This is a genomic window from Natrinema sp. CRL1 (assembly GCF_059162405.1).
The window spans coordinates 32,788-52,487 of record NZ_JBLVOY010000004.1 but is presented as its reverse complement, the minus strand read 5'-3'; the positions used below and the strand labels follow the sequence as shown (position 1 = coordinate 52,487).

Sequence of the window (19,700 nt, the reverse complement as noted above, 5' to 3'; positions counted from 1 at the left end):
TCATGAACGCGAGCTCGAGCGAACCGATGGACGTAACGGCGGCGGACGCCCGGGAACTGTTGATCGATCTCGTCTCGATCCCCTCGCCGACCCGGGAGGAACGCGAGGCGGCCAAACGCCTCGTGGACTTCTTCGAAGCCCACGACCGAGAGGTCTGGATCGACGCGGTCGGGAACGTCCGCGCGCCGGCGGACGACGCCGTGTTGCTGACTTCCCATATCGACACCGTTCCAGGGGACATCCCCGTCGAGGTCGAGGAGACCGGCGACGACGAAATCCTCTGGGGCCGCGGCAGCGTCGACGCGACGGGGCCGCTGGCCGCGATGGCAGCCGCCGCCGTCCGCACCGGCGTCTCCTTCGTCGGCGTCGTCGGCGAGGAGATTGACTCCAAGGGGTCGCGCTATCTGGTCGACGACCGCGAGGCGTCACCGGACGCCGTCGTCAACGGCGAGCCCTCCGGTGCAGACGGGATCACGCTCGGGTATCGCGGCCTGATCGCCGGCACCTACGTCGCGACCAGCGAGTCCGGCCACACGTCCCGGCCAGACCCGAACGCGATCCAACACGCCGTCCGCTGGTGGTCGGCCGTCGAGGCGTACTTCGAGGGTGACGAGTACGAACCGGTCTTCGAGCAGGTGACGACCAAGCCGGTCGACATCGAAGGCGGCGTCAGCGACGACGGCCTCTCCGTCGAGGCGACGATGGACGTCCAGTTGCGCGTGCCGCCGGCCCTCGACGTCGGAACCGTCCGCGAAGCCGCGGAAGCCAAACTCGAGGTCGGGACCGTAACCTGGAAGGACAAGGTCCCGCCGGTGATGATGAGCTCGCGAACGGAGGTCGCACGGGCGTTTCGCGTCGCCATCCGGAAGGAGGGCAGTGATCCCCGCCTCGTGCGAAAGACGGGGACGAGCGACATGAACATCTACGCTGGGGCCTGGAACTGTCCGATGGTCACCTACGGACCGGGCAACTCGGACCTCGATCACGCGCCCGACGAACGACTGTCGCTGTCGGAGTTCGACCAGTCGGTATCGGTCCTCGAGCGCGTTGCGCGGACACTCAGCGAGCAATAGGATTTTCAGACGAGCTATCAGACTATGACAACAGCAACGAACGAGACGGAGCCGAGACATTTCCTCGACGTCGATGACCTCTCCGAGGAGGAACTGTTCGCAGTGCTGGACAGAGCCGACGAGTACAAACGCGCCGTCGACGCCGGCGAGGACCACGCCGACCTGTCCGGGCAGACGCTGGGAATGCTCTTCCAGAAGGCGAGCACCCGGACCCGAGTGTCCTTCGAGACGGGGATGACCCAACTCGGCGGACACGCGATTTTCCTCGGGGAAGACGACATCCAGCTCGGCCGGGGCGAACCGCTAAAAGACACCTCGCGTGCCCTCTCGCGGTACGTCGATGCCGTGATGGCCCGCGTTTTCAAACACGAGAACGTCGAGGTACTCGCGGAGTACTCCTCGGTGCCGATCGTCAACGGGCTCACCGACGACGCCCACCCCTGCCAGACGCTCGCGGACCTGCTGACGATCCGCGAACACGAGGGCGGCTTCGAGGACGTCTCCGGGAGTGAAGCGACCGGCGGCTCGTCGAACGGCGGATTCGATGGTGTGTCGGCGGTCTGGATCGGCGACGGGAACAACGTCGCCCAGTCCTTTGCGCTCGGCTGTGCGCTGACCGATATCGACCTGACGATCGCGACGCCGGAGGGGTACGAGGTCGACGACGAAGTCCTCGAGCGCGCCCGCGAACTGGGCGGCGATCCGACGGTCACGACGGACCCTGTCGAAGCAGTCACCGACGCCGATATCATCTACACGGACGTCTGGATCTCGATGGGCCAGGAAGACGAACGCGATGTCCGCATGAACGACTTCGAGGGCTTCCAGGTCAACGCGGACCTGCTCGAGCACGCCCCCGAGGCCTCGGTCATGCACTGTCTGCCCGCCCACCGTGGCGAGGAGATCACCGACGACGTCATCGAGGGCGAGCGCTCGATCGTCTTCGATCAGGCGGAAAACCGACTCCACGCCCAGAAGGCGCTGTTGAGTTGGCTGCTCGAGTGAGAGCGCGGCGGACGACGACATCGCGAACGCCGACCCTATTTTCCATCGGCGCGACCTCGACGGCCGCTCACTCGAGCGCCGCGTACGCCGCGCCCAAGAGCAGGCCGTACGCGGCGTGACCGATCAGGCTCTCGACGGCGACGTTCGGGACGGTAGGCGCCATCCCGAACCCGACCGCCGAGAGCCAGAGCGGCATGACGACCACGGCGAGGACCGCCCAGACGGCCAGACCGTAGATGAGGCCCGCGGCGACGCCCGATCCCGCCGTGAGGTGGGCTCGGCCCGCAGCGACCAGCAGCGCTGCGAAGACGACGCCGAGGACGGCCCCGTGGGTGACGTGAAGTATCATTCCCGCAAGCCCGCCCTCGAGGCCGTACATGGCCGGGATCGCGGCCTCGAGGACGCCGGGCGTCTGCATCGCCATCATCGCCCCGAAGACGAGAGCGCCGACGATGCCGCCGACGGTTCCCGCCTGCCAGGGTTCGAGCGCGGTTCCGGTTCGGTCTTCGGTTGCGGTCGCCGTTTGTTGACTCATATCACTCTCTTCGACGCGGGTGTGTGTATCGCTACCTCGGTCGTGCAGCGAGCGTGCATAGCCGCCGGACACGTTTTCGCGAGGCTGTCGGAAGCAAAGCCTCTTCAGGGCGGTCCGTGCAGTGTCGAGCGATGGCCGACCCGCTACGGATCGAGGCCGGCGACCGCACGGCCGACGAGATCATCGACGCGATCGAAAGCGGCCGGTGGGTCGTGGTGACGACGACGAACCTCGGCGACGACCACGAGGTGACGCTGCGCTACGACGGCTCGATCTACTACTGCGACACGCCGACGCGGCTCCACCGCCACGAGAGCGAAGCCGAGATGCGGACCTGCATCCGGAAGATGGGGTACGGGGATGCCGACGGTGACGGCGACGACGAGTGACCGCGCGAGACGACGAGCGTTTGTCGCTCGCCGTCGTAGGGCGGCCATGGCCGACGCCCCCAAACACCGCCTCGGGGAACTGATGGAGGAGTCGAATCCGGCGTTCGAGGAGGTGATGAGCTGCGTGTTCGGGATCGAAGACCACGAGACGCGTACGTATCTCGTGCTCTGCGAGCGGCCGGGCAGCACGATCGAGGAACTGGCCGCGGCGCTCGACCGCGACCGGAGCACGGTCACCCGATCGCTGTCGACGCTGCGCGACCGCGGACTCGTGGGCCGGGATCGACGCCTGCTGGACGGCGGCGGTTATGTCTACCAGTACACCGGCCTCGAACTCCCGGCGGCCAAGGAGCGCCTCCACGAAGCCTTGGACGCGTGGACGGCGATCGTCCACGACGTGATCGACGAGTTCGACGACGCGGAGCAGTGACCGTCGTTCGCTTCGCAGGGCCGACTGCCGAATCCACTCACTTTTTCCCACTCGCCACCCTCTCGACCGACAATGAGTCTCAGTCTCTCGGCCGACCAGCCGGAAGCGCCCGCCAACGCCGACGACGGTGTCTGGCTCGAGTGCATCGACTGTGGCGAGACGTTCGCACCGTTCGACGACGTCCGCTACACCTGTGACGAGTGCGATAGCCTGCTCGAGGTTCGCTACGCCGATCTGCCCACCTTCGATGACTTCGAGGGACAGGGCGTCTGGCGGTACGCCGACGCACTTCCCTTCGAGGCCGGCGTCTCCATTCAGGAGGGTGCGACGCCGCTGTACGAGGTCCCCTCCCTCGAGGACGAAATCGGCGTCGAAGCCCTGCGGATCAAACACGAGGGGATGAACCCGACGGGCTCGTTCAAAGACCGCGGGATGACCGTTGGCGTGCGGGTCGCGAAAGAACTCGGCGTCGGCCGACTCGCCTGTGCGTCGACCGGAAACACCAGCGCTGCACTCGCCGCCTACGGCTCCCGCGGCGGCATGCAGACGCTCGTGCTCCTCCCCGCCGGCAAGGTCGCCGCAGGGAAGATCGCCCAGGCGAGCCTCCACGGGGCACACATCTTGGAGGTCGACGGCAACTTCGACGCCTGTCTCGACATCGTCCAGGAACTCGCGGCGAAGGGCGAAGCCTACCTACTGAACTCGCTGAACCCGTTCCGGCTCGAGGGCCAGAAGACGATCGGCCTCGAGATCCTCGAGGGCTTTCTCGCGGACTACGACACCGTGCCGGACCGGATCGTGCTCCCGGTCGGCAACGCGGGCAACACGTCGGCGCTGTACAAGGCCTTCCGCGAACTCGTCCAGGCCGGCGCGCTCGACGAAGAAGACGTGCCGAAATTGACCGGCGTCCAAGCCGAGGGGGCCGCGCCGATGGTCGAAGCCATCGAGAACGGAGCCGATGAGGTCCGCCGTTGGGAAGAGGTCGAGACCCGAGCGACCGCGATCCGGATCGGCAACCCGGTCAACGCGCCGAAGGCGCTGCCGGGTATCCGCGAAACCGGCGGAACCGCCGTCGCGGTCTCGGACGCGGAGATCACCGAAGCCCAACGCGACATCGCGGCCGAAGGGATCGGCGTCGAGCCCGCATCCGCCGCCTCGATCGCCGGGCTGCGGAAACTTCGCGACGAAGGAATCGTCGCTGACGACGAGCGCGTCGCCTGTCTCACGACTGGCCACCTGCTCAAGGATCCCGACGCCGCCGCTGCAGCGGGAAGCGAACCCGAACCCGTGCCGGCCGATACCGAGGGCGTCCTCGAACACCTGCAGGAATAACGTCAGTCGGGCCGACGACCGCCGTCTGACGCGTCTGACGCCCGACTGACTGACCTTTTTCCGGTCCAGCGTAGTACTCGGTATCGAGCCATGTCCGCCGAGCAACGAGGCCCCACACCCACCCGCTCCGCCGACGATTGGATCCAGACTATCCCGCACCGACCTACCGGCTCGGACGACCGAACCGCCAGTTCGCTGCAACGATCCTCCACCGACTCGGACCGACGGGATTCACCGCTTTCCTACCGGATCGAACGCACGCGGCTCCGCACCCGGATCGCCGCACTCGAGTGTGCGTTAGCGACGAGCGAGCACCGCCGACAGGCCGTCATCGATCGATACGAACGCCTTCTCGCCGACCGGGACGACCCGGACGAGTCGTCGTCCGAACTGCCGGAGCCGCAGTCCCGATCCCTACTGGGTCGGTTGATCGATCGATAACGCCCGCCGGTCGTCCGCCTTCCCATTCCTTCACGACTTCCAACAGTTTATATACTAAGGAAAGCCAATTGAATATATAGACTAATAGCCAATGGCAGATACTGATTCGTCTGCGATCTGCCCCGAGTGTGACGGCAGATTACGGAGGAGGGGTACTGAAATCGTCTGTGAGAAATGCGGGCTGATATCCGCCGAAGATGCGATCGATCGCGGTCCCGAGTGGCGGTCGTTCGAGGACGACGATACCGACCGGCGACGAACCGGCGCGCCGCTGACTCGCTCGAGACACGACCGAGGGCTCTCGACGGAAATCGGCTACGGCACCGGATCCGACTCGAGTTACAGCTCGCGGCTTACCGGTCGGAAACGCCGCCAAATCGCCCGGTTGCGCCGGGAGCACAACCGCGCTCGAATCTCGTCGAAAGCCGAACGGAATCAGGTCTACGGCTTCGCCGAAATCAGGCGGATCACTGCGTTGCTCTCTTTGCCGGACTCCGCCAGAGAGCAGGCCTGTGCCCTCTTCGAATCCGCCCAGTCCGAAGGGCTCTTTCAGGGCCGTTCACTCGAAGGGTTCGCCGCTGCCGCAATCTACGCGATCTGTCGAACGCGATCAGTCGCCCGCACGAGCGAGGAAATCGCCGGCGTCGCGCGCGCCGATGCCGATGAACTCGGCGTCGCCTACGACGCCTTGAACCGCGATCTCGGCCTCCCGACGGGGCCGATCGATCCCACGCAGTACCTGCCGCGATACGCCTCGAAACTCGAGGTCGGCACCGACGTCGAACGCCGCGCTCGCGAACACGTCACCGATCTACTCGAGGCGGGGAAAATCGTCGGCCGCAATCCCAGCGGCGTCGCCGCAGCCTGTCTCTACAAGGCCGCCGGCGAGCGCGAGGAGTGGCCGACGGTAACCCAAGCAAGAGCCGCCGATGTCGCCGACGTGGCAGCGGTGACGATTCGGTCGACCGTTACGGCCCTCGAGGACCGCTGAGAAGCGGGTCTCAACCGACTGTTCTCGGCGACGAAAACTCGTACACGACAGTGTGGGGTCCGATGTCCGCTATGTCGTCCGTAGCGTGTCCGTACTCGGCTCGTAGACCTCGCCTTTCTGTTTGAGTTTATCGATCTCGTGTTCGGCCTTGGAGTGGTCCATTCCGATCTCCTCGGCTCGCTCCATGACGATGTCGACCGGCGCGCCGTCGTCGTATTCCTCTTCGATGTCGCCGATCAATTGTTTGAGGTTCTTGATCCGATCGCGCTGGGATTTCGAGGTCCCGGCTTCGACGATGTCCGCGTCGAACTCGCCGGTCTCGGGATCGACCCCGACGTCTTGCAGACACGAACGGACGATCTCGATGACCCGCTCGGCGTCGCTCTGTTCGACCGTATCCGACAGCCGAACGCGGGCGCTCGCCTCCGAGAGTCGAACCAGCGCCTCGAGTTTTCGGGCCGTCACCGGGACCGCCGCGTCCTCGTCGGTCCCCTTCGACCGCAGATCGACGTAGAAATCTCGGATCGCGTTGCGGGCCTCCTCGGTCATCCGCGGGTGACAGTTCTGTTTCGAGTACGCGATGTACTTGCGCAGGAGTTCCGCGTCGATCTCCGGATCGACCTGATCGGTCATCTCGTCGATCTCGCCCTGACTGACCTCGAGTTGGTTCATCTCCTCGCGTTGGGTGGTTAACTCGCCGGCGTAGTTGGTCGTGATGATGTGTTCCGCGAGGTTGCGGTCTTTCTCCTCGTCGGGCGTGTCCGTCACCGTAAAGATCAGATCGAACCGCGAGATCAGCGCCGGCTCGAGGTCGATCTGCTCGCTGATCGGCTCGTACTGGTCGAAGCGGCCGTACTTGGGGTTTGCCGCGCCGAGCAGCGAACACCGGGACTTGAGTGTGGCGTTGATGCCGGCCTTCGAGACGGAGATCTTCTGTTGCTCTAAGGCCTCGTGCATGGCACTCCGATCCTCGCTTCTCATTTTATCGAGTTCGTCAATAGCTGCGATCCCCTGATCTGCGAGGACGAGGGCGCCGGCCTCGAGACTCCACTGCTGGCCGTCGCCGAAGTCGTCGCGAACCGCTGCGGCGGTAAGCCCCGCCGAAGACGACCCTTTCCCGGAGGTGTAGACGGAGCGGGGCGCGATGTTCTCGATGTATCCCAGCATCTGGGAGTTGTGAGAGATGACGCCGTTCGAGATGTAGTTGTGCGTCCCTTCGATCTCGAGGTCGTACACCCAGTCGTATTCGGGCTCCAGTACCTCGATTGAGACGATTCGGTCCGTCTCAACGGTACTGTCGGCAGCCGTTATTCCGCCATCAGCCAGCACCTCTTTTTCTGCCGACTGACCGACTGCCTCTGGGTTCATCTCCGTTATAGCGATAGCGTCGCCGACCGAGAGCTCGTCGGCTCGGATCGGCCGAAAGATGGTCGCAGTGGGAACGAATAACGGATGCGAGGGCGTTACCTCGAGTTCCCGTCCACTCGAGGTCCGAATCCGATACATCTGTTCGGGTGCTTCTCGTTTCCAGACTTTCGTCGCACGTTGGTTGCCGATCGAGCCGTCGTCCCGTAGCGACGGAACTGCGATATCGATCTCATCGTACCACCCGTCGTCGATCGGTTTCGGATCATCAAGGTTGGATTCGACGAGTTCCCGAATCGGTTTTTCCTGTCCGTTCGCGAGTGTGACTTTCGTATCTCCACGGACGCATTTCCCGGTACCGGGGTCCCCGATCAGGAGCATGTGCAGGTCGCCACGGATCCGCGAGCCGTCGGGCAACTGTTTCGTCACGCCGGAGAACAGTTGAAGGATCATCGCGAGTTTCTCCTGATCGTAGCCGTAGATCGACGGTGCGATGGAGGCGACCATCTCCTCGTAGACGCTGTCGCGGTTCGAAATTTCGTAGATCGCTTTCTTGTCCTCCTCGGTGATGTCCATGTCCTCGAACTGCTCTTCGTCGATCTCGACGGACATCCCCTCCATGTAGAAGTCGAAGACGGGCGACTTCTCCTGTTGGTCGCCCTGTTGCTCGAGTCGGAGGACGCCGGTCGCGGAGACGTGGTCGCCGGGGGTGACTTCGCCGGTGATGTCGTCTTCGATGTTGATGTCCAGTGCTTGGGGGGTCTCGCCGCCGCGGAGTCCTTCGGGGCTTTCCTGAATACGGAGTTTCTGTGAGTCGACGAACTCGGATTGGTCGAAGTTGACCCGGAAGGGGCCTTGCCGTTCACAGCCCTGACACTCGTGGGGCTCCTGAAAGTCGCCGCTCGATTGGGGGACGCGGCTGAGGGTGCCACAGAGCTGGCATTCGAAGGCCGCTTCTTCGATTTTCGGGCGGACGTCGGTGGCCTTGCGGACGATGCCGTGGACCTGCACGAGGGAGTTCATGTCCCGGGCACGGATCTCCCGGATCTCGGGGGATTCCGTTTCGGGGAGGTTTCGGACCCGGACGTGGGCCTGCCCGAGGCTCACGTCGATCGGGAGGTCGTACAGCCGCAGCGCCTCCTCGGCGTAGCGCTGGAGCTGTTCGGGCTGGTTGATGAAGTCGTCGGCGAGGTCGGGATCGAACCGGTAGAGGTCTTGCCAATCGATATGCAGCGAGCGCTGCTCGTTGGGATACTGCTGGGCAAGCTGCTTGATCTCGTTGTCGTAATAGTTGCGGAAGAACTGCTCGAAAGAGTCGACGAGTTCGGAATTTCCCGCTTGCGCCATTGCACTCCCCTAGGACCGCCACCGGGTATAAATGGTCGTATACCGGGGCGAAACTGGTCCGTGTCGGGCGTTCGAACGGCAGCGAGACGTACTCACAGTCGGGTACTCTTCACCCTCGAGTTTCATGGTCGCGGTTGCCAGCTACAGTTGCTGCTCGAGCAGTCGGGCACAATACACGGACTGTCGTGACTACGCGGGCAGTCCCAGCAAGAAACCGGTCGATTTCGGGCCGCATCGACCCGATCCCTGTCCGTCGGGTCGCTGCGGAGTCCGACACGCCGTGTCCTGTCTTCCAGTCGGCCGATTACGTCTCCACACACGTACGTTTCGTTCCGACGTAATGTAGTCACGGCCAATCTGTTTTGGTGGGTGCCTCGAACGGAAGCGATTGGACCGGTCTCGTTCAGCGATCGCTGTACTCGCCGTCGCCCAGACTGTCGGCCGCGACGCCGAGCGTCGCGATCGATCGGAACGCCTCCTCAACGGTGAGATCGACTTCGTGGACCTTCTCGGTGGGTATGTGCATCACGTAGCCGTTCGTGGCCGGGTTCGGTGCCAGCGGCACCATGATCGTCACCATCTCGTCTTCGCCCGCACTGGCTTTCACGACTGGGGGCGTTTCCGCGGTGAGAAACCCGAGCATGTACGCTCCCTCGTGGGGAAACTCGACGAGTTTCACGTCTTGGAACTGATCGGTCTCATCCTCGAGCAGGAGTTTGCTGGCCCGCCGAACGCTCTCGTAAACGGTGCTGACGCCGGGAATCGTCTCCATCGTCCCGTGGATGCGTCCGGAAATGTACGTTCCGGGGGTGTGATCCGCAATGATGCCAATCACGAGGAAAAACCCGATCACGGACAGCAGCGTCACGAGTTGGACAACTGGAACCGGCGGCTCGTCGGGCCAGACGTACGTCACGCCGGTGACAATCGGCGAGAGCACGCCGAGGATGAAATCGAGGACGACGAGCACGACGAGCAGCGTCGCGACGAGCGGAATCGTGATCACGATCCCGTTGATGAGCCACCGCTGCACTCTCGAGGTGGAGTCGACCATGTGTTCTGACAATCGGGATGAGTCCGAAACCGTTGGGCTTGCGGGCGGAATAGCCACCGACTTATCGCGGGGACGGCGTGTTCGGTAGTGCCACAATGGCTCTTCATCTCGGAGTCCTGTCTCTGCTCTCGACGACAGGTACCTCGAGTAGTCACAGCGAGAGATAGTTCCGGGTCACGTCTCGCATCGGGGTTCGGTTCAGTAGATCCAGCAGATGGCGTTACGGCGGACACCTTCACACTTTGGAGCGACAGTGATGACCGCGTAGGCGCATCATTTAGATCCCATGTCGACCCAATCCGATCAGACGCGAGCCGCCGTCCGATGTCAGAGTTGTGGCGCAATTCTCGTCGCCGAGGTCACACCGGACGGCTCCGTCCGCCCCCTCGGAACGAGCGAAGACTGCGTCTGCGGTGACGGCGCGTTCACGCGACTCGAGCAGCCCGCTGTGACCGCCCGGTAATCACCGGTTCAGCTCTCGAGCTCCACACGTGGGTTCGTCGATGCTTTCCATTTGCAGGTCTCCGTCGAAACTACCGATCGCTGTGTCCCTCGAGTGGTGAATAATATAATAGACGTTAGAAATAGTTACTCATTTTTGGCACAGATATTCGATCAATAGCTGTATCAATCGCTGTTGTGAGGTCGTTGAGTGAGTCAAAGAAGCGGTTACTGAGTGCCGCTTGGAGTTGTCTCCAGCATTCTTCGACGGGGTTTAGCTCTGGCGAATACGACGGTAACGTGACGAAGGCGAGGTCGTCACGGGCCGCTAGGTCCGTGACGGCCGACGCCCGGAAATACGGCGCTCCATCCAACACAATAATCAAGTCGTCTTCGAACTCTTTGCATAACGCGAGAATGAAATGTTTTGCGTGATCAGCCGTTACATACTCTTCGAATCGAGAGAAAAAGCAATCACCGTCCTCGGTGATCGCACCTAAGAGACACGTCCAGTCGCGTTGTCCGGACAATTCAACAGACGGTCGCGTGCCACGAGGAAACCACGCGGCACGCGGCTCGACTTGGACGGATTTCTTGGTTTGATCGATACAGACTACTGTGGCGTCCATTTCCCGCCGCTTTTTTTGAGTTCCTCACGGAACGCCTCTTGTTCCTCAGCCTCAGATTCGGCGGCTGTACGGCGTGGTTTTTGATAGCTCAATCCCGCTTCTTTGAGCAACCGCCGACAGCTCGGGATTGAGTACTCGACATCGTACGTCTCGTCGAGATACTGCTGGACAAGCGCCGGCGTCCACGCCGGCGCGTCGAACCCAACTTCCTCGGGAGATTCATGGACTGTTTCCTCGAACTCTTTTTGCTCTTTACCTGAGAATTTTCGCTTTCTCCCAGATCGATGAGCATCAGTAACAGCATGCTCAAGCGACTCGTCAGTGTCGAGTCGCTTAAGCCAGCTATAGATTGTCCGTCGCTGAACGTCGTACCACTTGGCTAGCTCAGTCTGCGTGAGACCATTTTTGTACGCTATTGCCGCTAAGAGCCGTTGTGTCGGCTTCTTTCCTTCCACATTGTCGAGGGCATCTTGTAATTCCTCGACAGAGATCTCGTCGAGATGATCCACTACTTACTCCCACACTATCTGAGTAAAAAGTTCTAACGGTTACTATAGCTTCCCACAAACCAATCGGCGTCTCGATTCGTTAGAACTGCTTTTCAAACATAATTCGGGTTTTGAGTACATATGTTTTGCATCCTTCCGAATAGCGCGTCTATTGTGCCATCAGTAACCTTTATTATTGGACATCCACTACCGAGTAATGAGGTGATGACAACGGATACCAATCCCATCCCGATCACTAGCAATCCACTGTGGCTATTGTGACCACACATCTGTGCGACCCCTGCCATGGCGCACATCGGCCGATTGCTGTTCCCGCCACCGAATCCGCGATTCTCGGCTTTCGTTTTCACGCATTCACTGCTGCATAGCGCTTACTACTGGATCGACGAAATCCGGTCACCCGTGCAATGACTTTCAGTAGCTACTATAGCCCTGCAGATAGTCATTTGCCGACTTCTGGCTCGAGATGAGGTCGGTTTGGGCGGGCTCAAGGGGGTAGCGGACTTCTGATTCGTATATTCGCACACACGAGGTCTAGAACCCGTTTTCGACTTTTGAACGGTCCATTCCGGCCAGAACTGGCGGCCCCGGTCTACGAACTAGAAACGGGGCACCACCCACCCGTAGTAGTCGGTAACAACATCTACCGCCCCGACCGCTACCGCCAAGCCCATCGCTGCACAAACGACGAGGAATATCACCACGAGAGAGACGATATACGTGAGCGTTTCAGAGTCCATACTACCCGATCAGCGGCTCTGTGATAAAAACGTGTGGCAATCCATCGCTGGAATACCTCCCGTTTCATCCGGGCCAACTGGAACTCAGCGGAGAGAGGTGTGACGCTGTACTTTTTCTGCCCTGTCGTTTTGGGACTCCTGTGGGAATCCCAGCCCGATCTCTCGTCTCCTGTCACGGTGCTACGGCTCGAGGTTCGACACCTGTACTCGTCAGATAGCCGCTGCTCGCGGATTTGCTCGCGACAGAAGTGAGTGGGATCGCCCGGATTTGAACCGGGGTCACGGGCACCCAAGGCCCGAAGTATACCAAGCTAACCCACGATCCCGTACCTACCCTACCGTGCGCACATCATAAAGGGTTTCGTTACGAACCGAACGGTTTTCCGCGATGCTGTGGTAGCGGCGGCTATGTCCGGCCTCGAGATTCTGCTGTTAGTCATCGTACTGGTGTCCGTTCTCGCCGCGGCACAGGTCGTCCGGGCGATCAGCCCTTTCATCATCAACGCGGTGGTCGGGCTGGTCGTGTTGTACGTCGCGCAGGTCGTCTTCGGGCTCGGGATCGTCGTGACGCCGATCGTGATCGCAATCGTCGCGATCGGCGGCGTTCCGGGCTCGGTACTCGTCCTCGCGCTGTCGCTGTTCGGTGTTGCCTTCGTGCCGTGACCACCGACTCACTTCCCGAGTGTCTGTGCGATGTCCTCGTCGGTCGCTTCGGAGATCGGGTCCGGATCGGATTCGAATTCGGACTCGAGTGCGATCGCCGATTCCTCGTCCCACTCGGCCAGCAGCGCGGCGACTTCCTCGTCGGTCGCTTCCGGGAGCGAGTCGTCGTCGTCGTCGGCGACGACCGCGTCGAAGATCGTGCCGAACGTAGAGACGACCCGATCCTCGTAGCGCGTCGGATCGAAGTGAAAGTGCGCGTAGGCGTCGACGCTCGAGAGCCGGTTCGTCAGCACGTGTGCGAACTGGAAGACGTCTTTCGGCGAGGTGTGCCGAAGGAGGGAGTCGAGGGAGTCGAAACAGACTGTGATCTCCGCGTCGGCGTCGGCCCAGTGTTTGCAAAAGCGGCTCACGGCGACGCCGATCGCCGAGAGATCGGTCGGGTCGGTGACCGAGTCGGTGACGACCGGTCCGGTGAAATCCGGCACCGATTCGCCGCCGTCGGTGAGGACGTTCCCGACGGTGAGCAGCCCGCATTTCCCGTCGATCGACTCCTCGTCCGGGCACTCCGATTCCTCGTCAGCGAAGGTTACCGTCAGATGAGCCGCGTCGTCGTGACCCAACTGTTCGCAGGCAGCCGACTCGTCACAGCTCGGATGGACGAACAAGACGTTCGCCGGCGGATCGATCGCGGCTGGCGTGCTCGATTCCATAGTGACAGTCTCGGGGCCGTCCCCGCGTTGGACACCGATTCGTCCCTCCGGCTCTTTACCGTTCCGGCCGCCGACAGGTCAATAAAAATGGTTGTGGCCGCGACGCGGTGTATCCAAACCGTTCCGATTCGATCTGCACCGAATCCTATAGGTCGGTATCGCGAAGCTCGAGGTCCGCGACGAGCTCGTAGGGGTGGGCGTCCTTTCGGATGGCGTCGAGGATCATGAAGGCCTGTCCGGGCTCCAAGAAGTGTTCGGTGACGACCTGTCCCAGCGGCGTGGGCTCGAAGCCGTCGATAAAGTCGTACTCGAGGAGTTTCCCGATGGCGTGTTTCGTGGGCACTTCGCCGAGCATGCGGTCGTTGAGCGCCTTCGTGGCCTTGCCGCCGACCGTGACGTTTGCCAGCGTCTCCTCGACGGCGGCGGCCTCGTCGTAGTGGGTCATGACCGACTCCATCTCGCCTTTGAGCAGCTTGAATGCGACCTCGTCTTCAGTCATCTCCATCGAGTTGTGATAGGCCGTATCGGGCTCGACGAGGACGTACACCGTCCCCTTGTCGTGGTAGTCGGGCCGGCCCGCGCGGCCGAGCATCTGGTGGAATTCTTGGACCGAGAGCCACTCGATCCCCATCGCCAGCGAGTCGAAGATCACCTGCGAGGCGGGGAAGTCGACCCCTGCCGCGAGCGCCGCGGTCGTGACGACCGCGGACAGCTCCTGCTCGCCGAACTTCCGTTCGACCTCTTTGCGGCGCTTGTAGTCAAGACCGGCGTGGTAGGGCGCGGCCGAGTAATCGAGTTTGCGCGAAATCTCGTGACACCGGCGCCGCGAGTTGGTGAAGATGATCGTCTGCCCGCGATACCCCTTCGAGGATTCGCTGTCGAACTCGCGGCGCACGAGTTTGTTCTCGACGCGGACTTTCTCCTGGCCGTCCGCGAAGGTGACGTGGCGCTCGATGGGAACCGGTCGCTCCTCGAACTCGATAAGCGTCGCCTCGAGGGCCTCGGTGAGCTGTTCGGGGTTGCCGACGGTCGCAGAGAGGTAGACCCACTGTGCGCCGCCGTAGTCGTCGCGGCGTTTCGCCCGCTGTTCGCAGGTGTACTTGAGCCGGGAGATCAGGCCGTCGAGCCGGTGGCCTCGGTCGTCTTCCTTGAGCGTGTGGACCTCGTCGATGACGACGGTCCCGATGTCGCCCATCTCCTTGCCCGTCCGCAGGGCGTGGTCGATCCCCTCGTAGGTGCCGACGATGACGTCGGCGTTGGGGTCGAACCGCTCGCCCTCGTCGGCCACCCGGCTCGCACCCACGCGGATGGAGACGTCGACGAGGTGGCCGTACTCGTCTTGAAAGTCCTCGTACTTCTGGTTTGCAAGCGCCACGAGGGGGACGAGAAAGAGCATGGTCCCTTTGTTGTTCAGCACGCGATTGATCCCGGCCAGTTCGCCGACGAGGGTCTTCCCGGTCGCCGTCGCGGAGACGACCAACTGGTCGTCCCCGTCGAAGAGACCGTGCTCGACGGAGAGACTTTGGACCGGCAGCAGGGTATCGAACCGATCTTCGAGTAAGTTCTGGAGCCCCGGATGCAGGTTCAACGAGTCGGTGCGAACGGGGTCGACCTCGTCGGTCGTCGCCGAGATGGTATCGAACTTCGTCAGATCGGGATCGAGCTGGCCTTTGAGCAAATTGACGATCCGCTCGAGATCCTGGACCTCCATCATGAGATCCTCGAGTCGTTCCTTTGCGGCACCCGAGACCGCGCCGCCGCCGGAAAAGGACAGTTGGCGCTCGAGTTCCTGTCGAGCGCAATCCCGACAGATCCAGTCGTTGTCGTCCTTGACGGCGGTCTCGGTCGTGATCGGCGAGTAACGGCCCGCGGAGGCACAGTAGCGACAGGTCCTGACGGTCTTTGCCTTGTCCTCGAGCTGGTAACCCGCGAACATCTCCCGTAGCTCGCGTCGCCCCTCGGCGGAGGTCTGTTCGGAGATGCGAAGCCGTTTCGCTCGGCGAGCGAGTTCGACGAACTCGTCGGGCTGGCGCGGCTCCTCGCTCGAGCCTTGCTTCAGTCGGAACTTGGCCGGACGGGGGCCGGCCGACGTTTCGGAGAGGCCGAGTTTCGCGCGGAACAGCCGTTTGCCGTCACGCTCGACGACGACGAGGTAGTCGTCGCCCGTTTGGTGACAGAATATCGTTTCGACCTGCTGGACCTGCTTCGACACGATCCCTATTAGAGCGTGGCAGTATTTCAGCGGTTCGGACTGCGTCGATTCTCCGACCGATCGAGGATCGGATCGATATCTAGTCACAGTGGTATCGAGCGATAATTGCGTTCTATAGCCGTATATATCGCTCTTAGCGACTTACATACGAGGCTGGTCGAATTTCCAATGCGATGGGTCCGAATCCGTGGGAGGGAATTCCGGGTGTTCGTCGCAGCTACGCGTTACGATTTCTCGCTGCGCTCGTCGTCATCGTCCTCATCGTGGGGCTGTTCGGCGGCAGTATTTACGCACACACCGGCAACGAACTGCAGTCCGATGTCGAATCGCAACTCGTCACCGATGCGGAACAGGATGCAAACCGGCTCGATATCTGGTTCACATCGACCGAACGGTATCTGGGGTCGCTTCCCCGCTCGACAGCGTTTCGCAACGACCAGCGGGTCGCAATCGCCAACTCCTTACACCGGGTGACCGACCGGACCGCGTTCGAGGGGGCATACTACGTCGACACTGAGACGGGGGCCGTTCACGCCAATTCCGGCGCGAACGAAATCATCGACGACGACGATACTGTCAGCGCCACGGTCGGCGAACGCTTCTCGGCCGCGACGGCCGACGACTCACAGGTCGTCTTCTCCGAGTCGTTCGAGACCGAGGACGGCCGCCCCGCGATGCTCGCCGTCAGTACAGTCCCGGGCGAGTCCGACCACGCCGTTGTCGGGTTGATCGACCTCGAGTCGCTGTCCCGGTACATGATCGGTAGCGACGAGACGGACGACGTCATCGTCGCCGACGGGAACGGGCGGGTCGTCCTCGCCGAGGACCCCTCGCTGTTGCTCCAAGACGATGTCCTCGAGTCGGGTGCAACCGCGGGCGACGCCGGGACGACCTCGCTCGAGGGCGACGACGGGGAGACCGTCGTCGGCTACGCACCCGTCGGGAGCGAAGGCTGGACGCTGACGACCCGCGTCCCGGCCTCTGAGGCCTACGCACTCCAGTCGAGCATCTCGAACTGGATCCTCGGGATGCTCGCGGTCACGTTCGGCGGCATGCTCGTCCTCGGCCTGACGATCGGCCGGAACACCGCGGGCGAGTTGCGGTCGCTTTCCGCCCGCGCCGCCGCGATCGAGGACGGCGAACTCGAGGACCCCGTCGAGTCGGAACGTCACGACGAACTCGGGGATCTCCACCGGTCGATCGACCGGATGCGGCGGTCGCTGCGTGATCGCCTCGCGGAGGCCGAGCGGGCCCGCACCGAGGCCGAACAGGCTCGATCCGAGTCCGAGCAGTTCTCCCGCCACCTCGAGCGAACGGCCGATGAGTACGGCGAGACGATGCGAGCCTGTGCCGCGGGCGATCTCACGCGGCGACTCGATCCCGACGCCGAGAGCGAGGCCATGGAGACCGTTGCCGCCGAGTTCAACGGGATGATGGACGACATCGAGGCGACAGTGGCCGCGGCGCGGGCCTTCGCCGACGTGGTCGACGAGACGGCCGACTCGACGGCCGACGGCGTCGCCGAGGTGCGGTCGGCCTCCGAACAGGTGACCACGTCCATCCAGCAGATCGCCGACGGCGCGGAGCGCCAGAGCGACCAGTTCGCCGCGATCAGCACCGAGATCGACGACCTCTCGACGACGACCGAACAGATTGCCGCGACCGCCTCGCAGGTCGCGACTCTCGCGGAGCGGACCGCCACCACGAGCGCGGACGCCCGCGAGTCCGCCCGCCGTGCGATCGACGGCATGAATGCCATCGAGGACGAGGCCGACGAGGCCGTCGCGGAAGTAACGCGCCTCGAGGACGAGATCGAGGCGATCGACGACCTCCTCGAGTTCATCGGCGACGTGACCGAGCAGACGAACATGCTCGCGCTCAACGCGAGCATCGAGGCCGCGCGCTCGAGTTCGGGGGACGCGGAGTTCACCGCGGTCGCCGATCAGGTCAAGTCACTCGCCGAGGACACCCAAGAGGCGGCCACGACCATCGAGGAGCGCCTCGAGCGGGTCAGTACCCGAACGGAGCAGGTCGCAACCGTCGTCCGCGAGACGGACGACCGAATCGCGGACCACCGCAGCGCGGTCGAATCCTCGGTCGCGGCCCTCGAGGAAATCTCGTCCTTCGCCGAGGAGACCAACGATGGCGTTCAGGAGATTTCGGCGGCGACCCAACAACAGGCCGGCGCGACCCAGGAGGTCGTGACCATGACCGAGGACGTGACGGCAATCAGCGAGGAGACCAGCGCCGAGGCGGAGACGGTCGCGGCGGCCGCCGAAGAACAGACCTCGTCGCTCACCGAGGTATCTCACACCGCTACGTCGCTATCCGACCGCGCACGGGACCTCTCCGACGCGCTATCGTCGTTCGAGGTCTCGAGTGAGCCGTCCCAGCCGGTCGACCCTGCAGTGGGCGAGGCCGAGGGCGATCTCTTCGCTGCGGCCGACGGTATGGATGGCGATACCGACGACTCCTTCGGCACAGCGGACGGTGACACCGGTTTCGTCGCCGCAATCGGCGGTAACGAGGAGGATGACGACGAAAACGAGCACGCCGACTCGCCGGCTCCGAGCAGCGGCTCCGACTGAGCCGACGGCGGTTTCTCGGTATTCGGACGGTTATTTTCGGGGAAAACTGTACTCGGCCGCTCGAGTGATGATCGCTACTCGAGTGCGAGCGGCAGACGTTAGAACTCGCCGTTGACGATGTCGCTGACTTCTTGCGGATCGTACAGGTTCTCGTCGATGCCGTAGAGTTGTTCGGCCAACTGCTGGGTGACGGCGAGGTTGATGATCGGCCCCTGATAGAGCGGGCCGGCCCGGTAGACGTCGTCGTTCTGGACGGCCGTGAGTTGCTGTGCGACGTCGTGGTTTTTCATCGGCTCGACGACTTCCTGTACGAAATCCTCTCGGGGCTGGTATCGCTCGCTGCGCAGCAGGAGGTTCTCGGGGTCGACGTCGAGGAGGGTCTCGTAATCGATCGCTCCGCGTTCGCTGTGGAAGTCCTTGACACCGGTGTTCGCGAGCGCGTCCTCGACGCCGAGCTCCCGTAGGTGTTTGAAACTCGTCCCGTCCTCGATGACGTAGGGGAGGAACGAGTCGCCGTCCTGTGGCCAGACGACGGCGACCGACGCCGGATCGTCCGAGGGAACGACGTCCTCGAGGGTCGACTGGAACTCGTTGTGCAGCGAATCGAACGCCTCGTATCGGTCTTCTTCCTGAAACACTTCGGCGAGTTTCCCGAACGCCTCGTACAGTGACAGGTAGTCGTAGTCCTCGTGCCAGCCGTAGCCCTGCGAGAAGATGCTGTTCCCGAAGAACGGCGTTCCGGTATTTGCGACCTGCTCGATGTCGTCGTCGCTCCAGTCTGCCCGTCCCTTGAGGAAGTTCGGGTCCATGACGAAGAGGTCCACGGAGTCGGACAGTTCGATGAACTCCTCGCGGGTCAGCTCGTCGCTCCAGAGCGAGTCGATCTCGTCCGGATTCACACTCACGTCGGGAATGTCGTCGTAATACGCCGTGTGATATCGCCGTGTGAGATAGACGGCCTCGGGGGGCTCCTGTCCCAGCGCGACGCCCATATCGGCCCAACTCCCGTTGTTGGCGGCCCACGCCTCGGGGATCGATTCGAACTCGACATCGCCGACCGGCTGCATCGAGACCGTGTACGGATCGACGCTGTTGCCATCGTTCTCGTTGTCCGATCCATCACCGCTGATACAGCCGGCCAGTGCACTCAAACCCGCAACGGTCCCACCTGTTCGAAGCACGTTGCGCCGCGTCCACAGCTGTTTGCTACTCATTGCCTTTAGGTCAGCCTAAAACAATAAAAGTA

The 19,700-nt window shown here is 62.7% G+C and carries 18 protein-coding genes and 1 tRNA gene; 10 read left to right on the top strand and 9 right to left on the bottom strand.

The window, feature by feature from the left end; all coding sequences use genetic code 11:
- The first annotated feature begins 2 nt into the window (after positions 1 to 2).
- Positions 3 to 1,073 carry a [LysW]-lysine hydrolase gene (locus tag ACJYUO_RS14360; protein WP_494346045.1) on the top strand — a complete coding sequence of 357 codons (1,071 nt, stop codon included), beginning with the start codon at positions 3 to 5 and terminating at the stop codon, positions 1,071 to 1,073.
- Between the two features lie 24 nt (positions 1,074 to 1,097).
- Positions 1,098 to 2,078 carry an ornithine carbamoyltransferase gene (gene argF / locus ACJYUO_RS14355; protein WP_494346044.1) on the top strand — a complete coding sequence of 327 codons (981 nt, stop codon included), beginning with the start codon at positions 1,098 to 1,100 and terminating at the stop codon, positions 2,076 to 2,078.
- A 67-nt stretch (positions 2,079 to 2,145) separates the two neighbouring features.
- Here the strand turns inward: argF and ACJYUO_RS14350 are convergent, their stop codons facing one another.
- Positions 2,146 to 2,613 (bottom strand): histidine kinase, encoded by a 468-nt coding sequence (locus ACJYUO_RS14350; RefSeq protein WP_494346043.1) that lies wholly within the window; start codon positions 2,611 to 2,613, stop codon positions 2,146 to 2,148.
- 131 nt (positions 2,614 to 2,744) lie between these two features.
- Here ACJYUO_RS14350 and ACJYUO_RS14345 point away from each other — a divergent pair, with 131 nt between their 5' ends.
- The 5 genes from ACJYUO_RS14345 (at position 2,745) to ACJYUO_RS14325 (ending at position 6,196) form a co-directional block, all read left to right on the top strand.
- Positions 2,745 to 3,002, top strand: a complete 258-nt coding sequence (locus ACJYUO_RS14345; protein ID WP_494346042.1) for a DUF8001 family protein — start codon at positions 2,745 to 2,747, stop codon at positions 3,000 to 3,002.
- A gap of 46 nt (positions 3,003 to 3,048) precedes the next feature.
- Positions 3,049 to 3,432 (top strand): helix-turn-helix domain-containing protein, encoded by a 384-nt coding sequence (locus ACJYUO_RS14340; RefSeq protein ID WP_494346041.1) that lies wholly within the window; start codon positions 3,049 to 3,051, stop codon positions 3,430 to 3,432.
- Between the two features lie 72 nt (positions 3,433 to 3,504).
- On the top strand, positions 3,505 to 4,764 hold the full coding sequence (thrC, locus tag ACJYUO_RS14335; protein ID WP_494346040.1) for a threonine synthase: 1,260 nt from the start codon (positions 3,505 to 3,507) through the stop codon (positions 4,762 to 4,764).
- A gap of 90 nt (positions 4,765 to 4,854) precedes the next feature.
- The gene (locus tag ACJYUO_RS14330) at positions 4,855 to 5,205 is read left to right on the top strand and encodes a hypothetical protein (RefSeq protein ID WP_494346039.1); all 351 of its coding nucleotides are present in this window, start codon (positions 4,855 to 4,857) and stop codon (positions 5,203 to 5,205) included.
- Positions 5,206 to 5,296: 91 nt separating this feature from the next.
- The gene (locus tag ACJYUO_RS14325) at positions 5,297 to 6,196 is read left to right on the top strand and encodes a transcription initiation factor IIB (protein WP_494346038.1); all 900 of its coding nucleotides are present in this window, start codon (positions 5,297 to 5,299) and stop codon (positions 6,194 to 6,196) included.
- 69 nt (positions 6,197 to 6,265) lie between these two features.
- Here the strand turns inward: ACJYUO_RS14325 and ACJYUO_RS14320 are convergent, their stop codons facing one another.
- Complete coding sequence (locus tag ACJYUO_RS14320; RefSeq protein ID WP_494346037.1) at positions 6,266 to 8,908, bottom strand: ATP-binding protein; 2,643 nt, start codon at positions 8,906 to 8,908, stop codon at positions 6,266 to 6,268.
- Positions 8,909 to 9,311: 403 nt separating this feature from the next.
- Positions 9,312 to 9,962 (bottom strand): DUF502 domain-containing protein, encoded by a 651-nt coding sequence (locus ACJYUO_RS14315; RefSeq protein WP_494346036.1) that lies wholly within the window; start codon positions 9,960 to 9,962, stop codon positions 9,312 to 9,314.
- 286 nt (positions 9,963 to 10,248) lie between these two features.
- Between ACJYUO_RS14315 and ACJYUO_RS14310 the strand changes: the two genes are divergently transcribed.
- The gene (locus ACJYUO_RS14310) at positions 10,249 to 10,425 is read left to right on the top strand and encodes a hypothetical protein (RefSeq protein WP_494346035.1); all 177 of its coding nucleotides are present in this window, start codon (positions 10,249 to 10,251) and stop codon (positions 10,423 to 10,425) included.
- 115 nt (positions 10,426 to 10,540) lie between these two features.
- On the opposite strand, the gene ACJYUO_RS14305 is transcribed toward ACJYUO_RS14310, so the two are convergent.
- From ACJYUO_RS14305 to ACJYUO_RS14295, 3 genes are all read right to left on the bottom strand, one after another.
- Positions 10,541 to 11,541, bottom strand: a protein-coding gene (locus tag ACJYUO_RS14305) for an IS630 family transposase (protein WP_494346034.1) whose coding sequence is annotated in 2 segments (ribosomal slippage) — positions 10,541 to 11,049 and positions 11,049 to 11,541 — 1,002 coding nt in all. Because the reading frame shifts where the segments join, the coding sequence is not laid out codon by codon here.
- 599 nt (positions 11,542 to 12,140) lie between these two features.
- The gene (locus ACJYUO_RS14300) at positions 12,141 to 12,281 is read right to left on the bottom strand and encodes a hypothetical protein (protein WP_494346033.1); all 141 of its coding nucleotides are present in this window, start codon (positions 12,279 to 12,281) and stop codon (positions 12,141 to 12,143) included.
- 253 nt (positions 12,282 to 12,534) lie between these two features.
- Positions 12,535 to 12,607: transfer RNA gene (locus tag ACJYUO_RS14295), tRNA-Pro, on the bottom strand.
- A gap of 82 nt (positions 12,608 to 12,689) precedes the next feature.
- Here ACJYUO_RS14295 and ACJYUO_RS14290 point away from each other — a divergent pair.
- Positions 12,690 to 12,944: a pro-sigmaK processing inhibitor BofA family protein gene (locus ACJYUO_RS14290; protein WP_494346032.1), complete on the top strand. Its 255-nt coding sequence runs from the start codon at positions 12,690 to 12,692 to the stop codon at positions 12,942 to 12,944.
- Between the two features lie 8 nt (positions 12,945 to 12,952).
- Here the strand turns inward: ACJYUO_RS14290 and ACJYUO_RS14285 are convergent, their stop codons facing one another.
- Positions 12,953 to 13,654 (bottom strand): DUF7504 family protein, encoded by a 702-nt coding sequence (locus tag ACJYUO_RS14285; RefSeq protein ID WP_494346031.1) that lies wholly within the window; start codon positions 13,652 to 13,654, stop codon positions 12,953 to 12,955.
- A gap of 145 nt (positions 13,655 to 13,799) precedes the next feature.
- A complete protein-coding gene (locus ACJYUO_RS14280) occupies positions 13,800 to 15,866 on the bottom strand; it encodes a DEAD/DEAH box helicase (RefSeq protein WP_494346030.1) in 2,067 nt (688 codons plus the stop codon).
- A 173-nt stretch (positions 15,867 to 16,039) separates the two neighbouring features.
- Here ACJYUO_RS14280 and ACJYUO_RS14275 point away from each other — a divergent pair, with 173 nt between their 5' ends.
- Positions 16,040 to 18,454, top strand: coding sequence for a methyl-accepting chemotaxis protein (locus ACJYUO_RS14275; protein WP_494346029.1), 2,415 nt, complete (start codon positions 16,040 to 16,042; stop codon positions 18,452 to 18,454).
- 98 nt (positions 18,455 to 18,552) lie between these two features.
- Here the strand turns inward: ACJYUO_RS14275 and ACJYUO_RS14270 are convergent, their stop codons facing one another.
- Positions 18,553 to 19,668 (bottom strand): ABC transporter substrate-binding protein, encoded by a 1,116-nt coding sequence (locus ACJYUO_RS14270; RefSeq protein ID WP_494346028.1) that lies wholly within the window; start codon positions 19,666 to 19,668, stop codon positions 18,553 to 18,555.
- Positions 19,669 to 19,700: the final 32 nt, after the last annotated feature.

Bases quoted from the DNA above. Each gene is read 5' to 3' on its own strand.
- ACJYUO_RS14360 (WP_494346045.1), top strand. From the start codon at position 3: ATGAACGCGAGCTCGAGCGAACCGATGGACGTAACGGCGGCGGACGCC.
- argF (WP_494346044.1), top strand. From the start codon at position 1,098: ATGACAACAGCAACGAACGAGACGGAGCCGAGACATTTCCTCGACGTC.
- ACJYUO_RS14350 (WP_494346043.1), bottom strand. From the start codon at position 2,613: ATGAGTCAACAAACGGCGACCGCAACCGAAGACCGAACCGGAACCGCG.
- ACJYUO_RS14345 (WP_494346042.1), top strand. From the start codon at position 2,745: ATGGCCGACCCGCTACGGATCGAGGCCGGCGACCGCACGGCCGACGAG.
- ACJYUO_RS14340 (WP_494346041.1), top strand. From the start codon at position 3,049: ATGGCCGACGCCCCCAAACACCGCCTCGGGGAACTGATGGAGGAGTCG.
- thrC (WP_494346040.1), top strand. From the start codon at position 3,505: ATGAGTCTCAGTCTCTCGGCCGACCAGCCGGAAGCGCCCGCCAACGCC.
- ACJYUO_RS14330 (WP_494346039.1), top strand. From the start codon at position 4,855: ATGTCCGCCGAGCAACGAGGCCCCACACCCACCCGCTCCGCCGACGAT.
- ACJYUO_RS14325 (WP_494346038.1), top strand. From the start codon at position 5,297: ATGGCAGATACTGATTCGTCTGCGATCTGCCCCGAGTGTGACGGCAGA.
- ACJYUO_RS14320 (WP_494346037.1), bottom strand. From the start codon at position 8,908: ATGGCGCAAGCGGGAAATTCCGAACTCGTCGACTCTTTCGAGCAGTTC.
- ACJYUO_RS14315 (WP_494346036.1), bottom strand. From the start codon at position 9,962: ATGGTCGACTCCACCTCGAGAGTGCAGCGGTGGCTCATCAACGGGATC.
- ACJYUO_RS14310 (WP_494346035.1), top strand. From the start codon at position 10,249: ATGTCGACCCAATCCGATCAGACGCGAGCCGCCGTCCGATGTCAGAGT.
- ACJYUO_RS14300 (WP_494346033.1), bottom strand. From the start codon at position 12,281: ATGGACTCTGAAACGCTCACGTATATCGTCTCTCTCGTGGTGATATTC.
- ACJYUO_RS14290 (WP_494346032.1), top strand. From the start codon at position 12,690: ATGTCCGGCCTCGAGATTCTGCTGTTAGTCATCGTACTGGTGTCCGTT.
- ACJYUO_RS14285 (WP_494346031.1), bottom strand. From the start codon at position 13,654: ATGGAATCGAGCACGCCAGCCGCGATCGATCCGCCGGCGAACGTCTTG.
- ACJYUO_RS14275 (WP_494346029.1), top strand. From the start codon at position 16,040: ATGGGTCCGAATCCGTGGGAGGGAATTCCGGGTGTTCGTCGCAGCTAC.
- ACJYUO_RS14270 (WP_494346028.1), bottom strand. From the start codon at position 19,668: ATGAGTAGCAAACAGCTGTGGACGCGGCGCAACGTGCTTCGAACAGGT.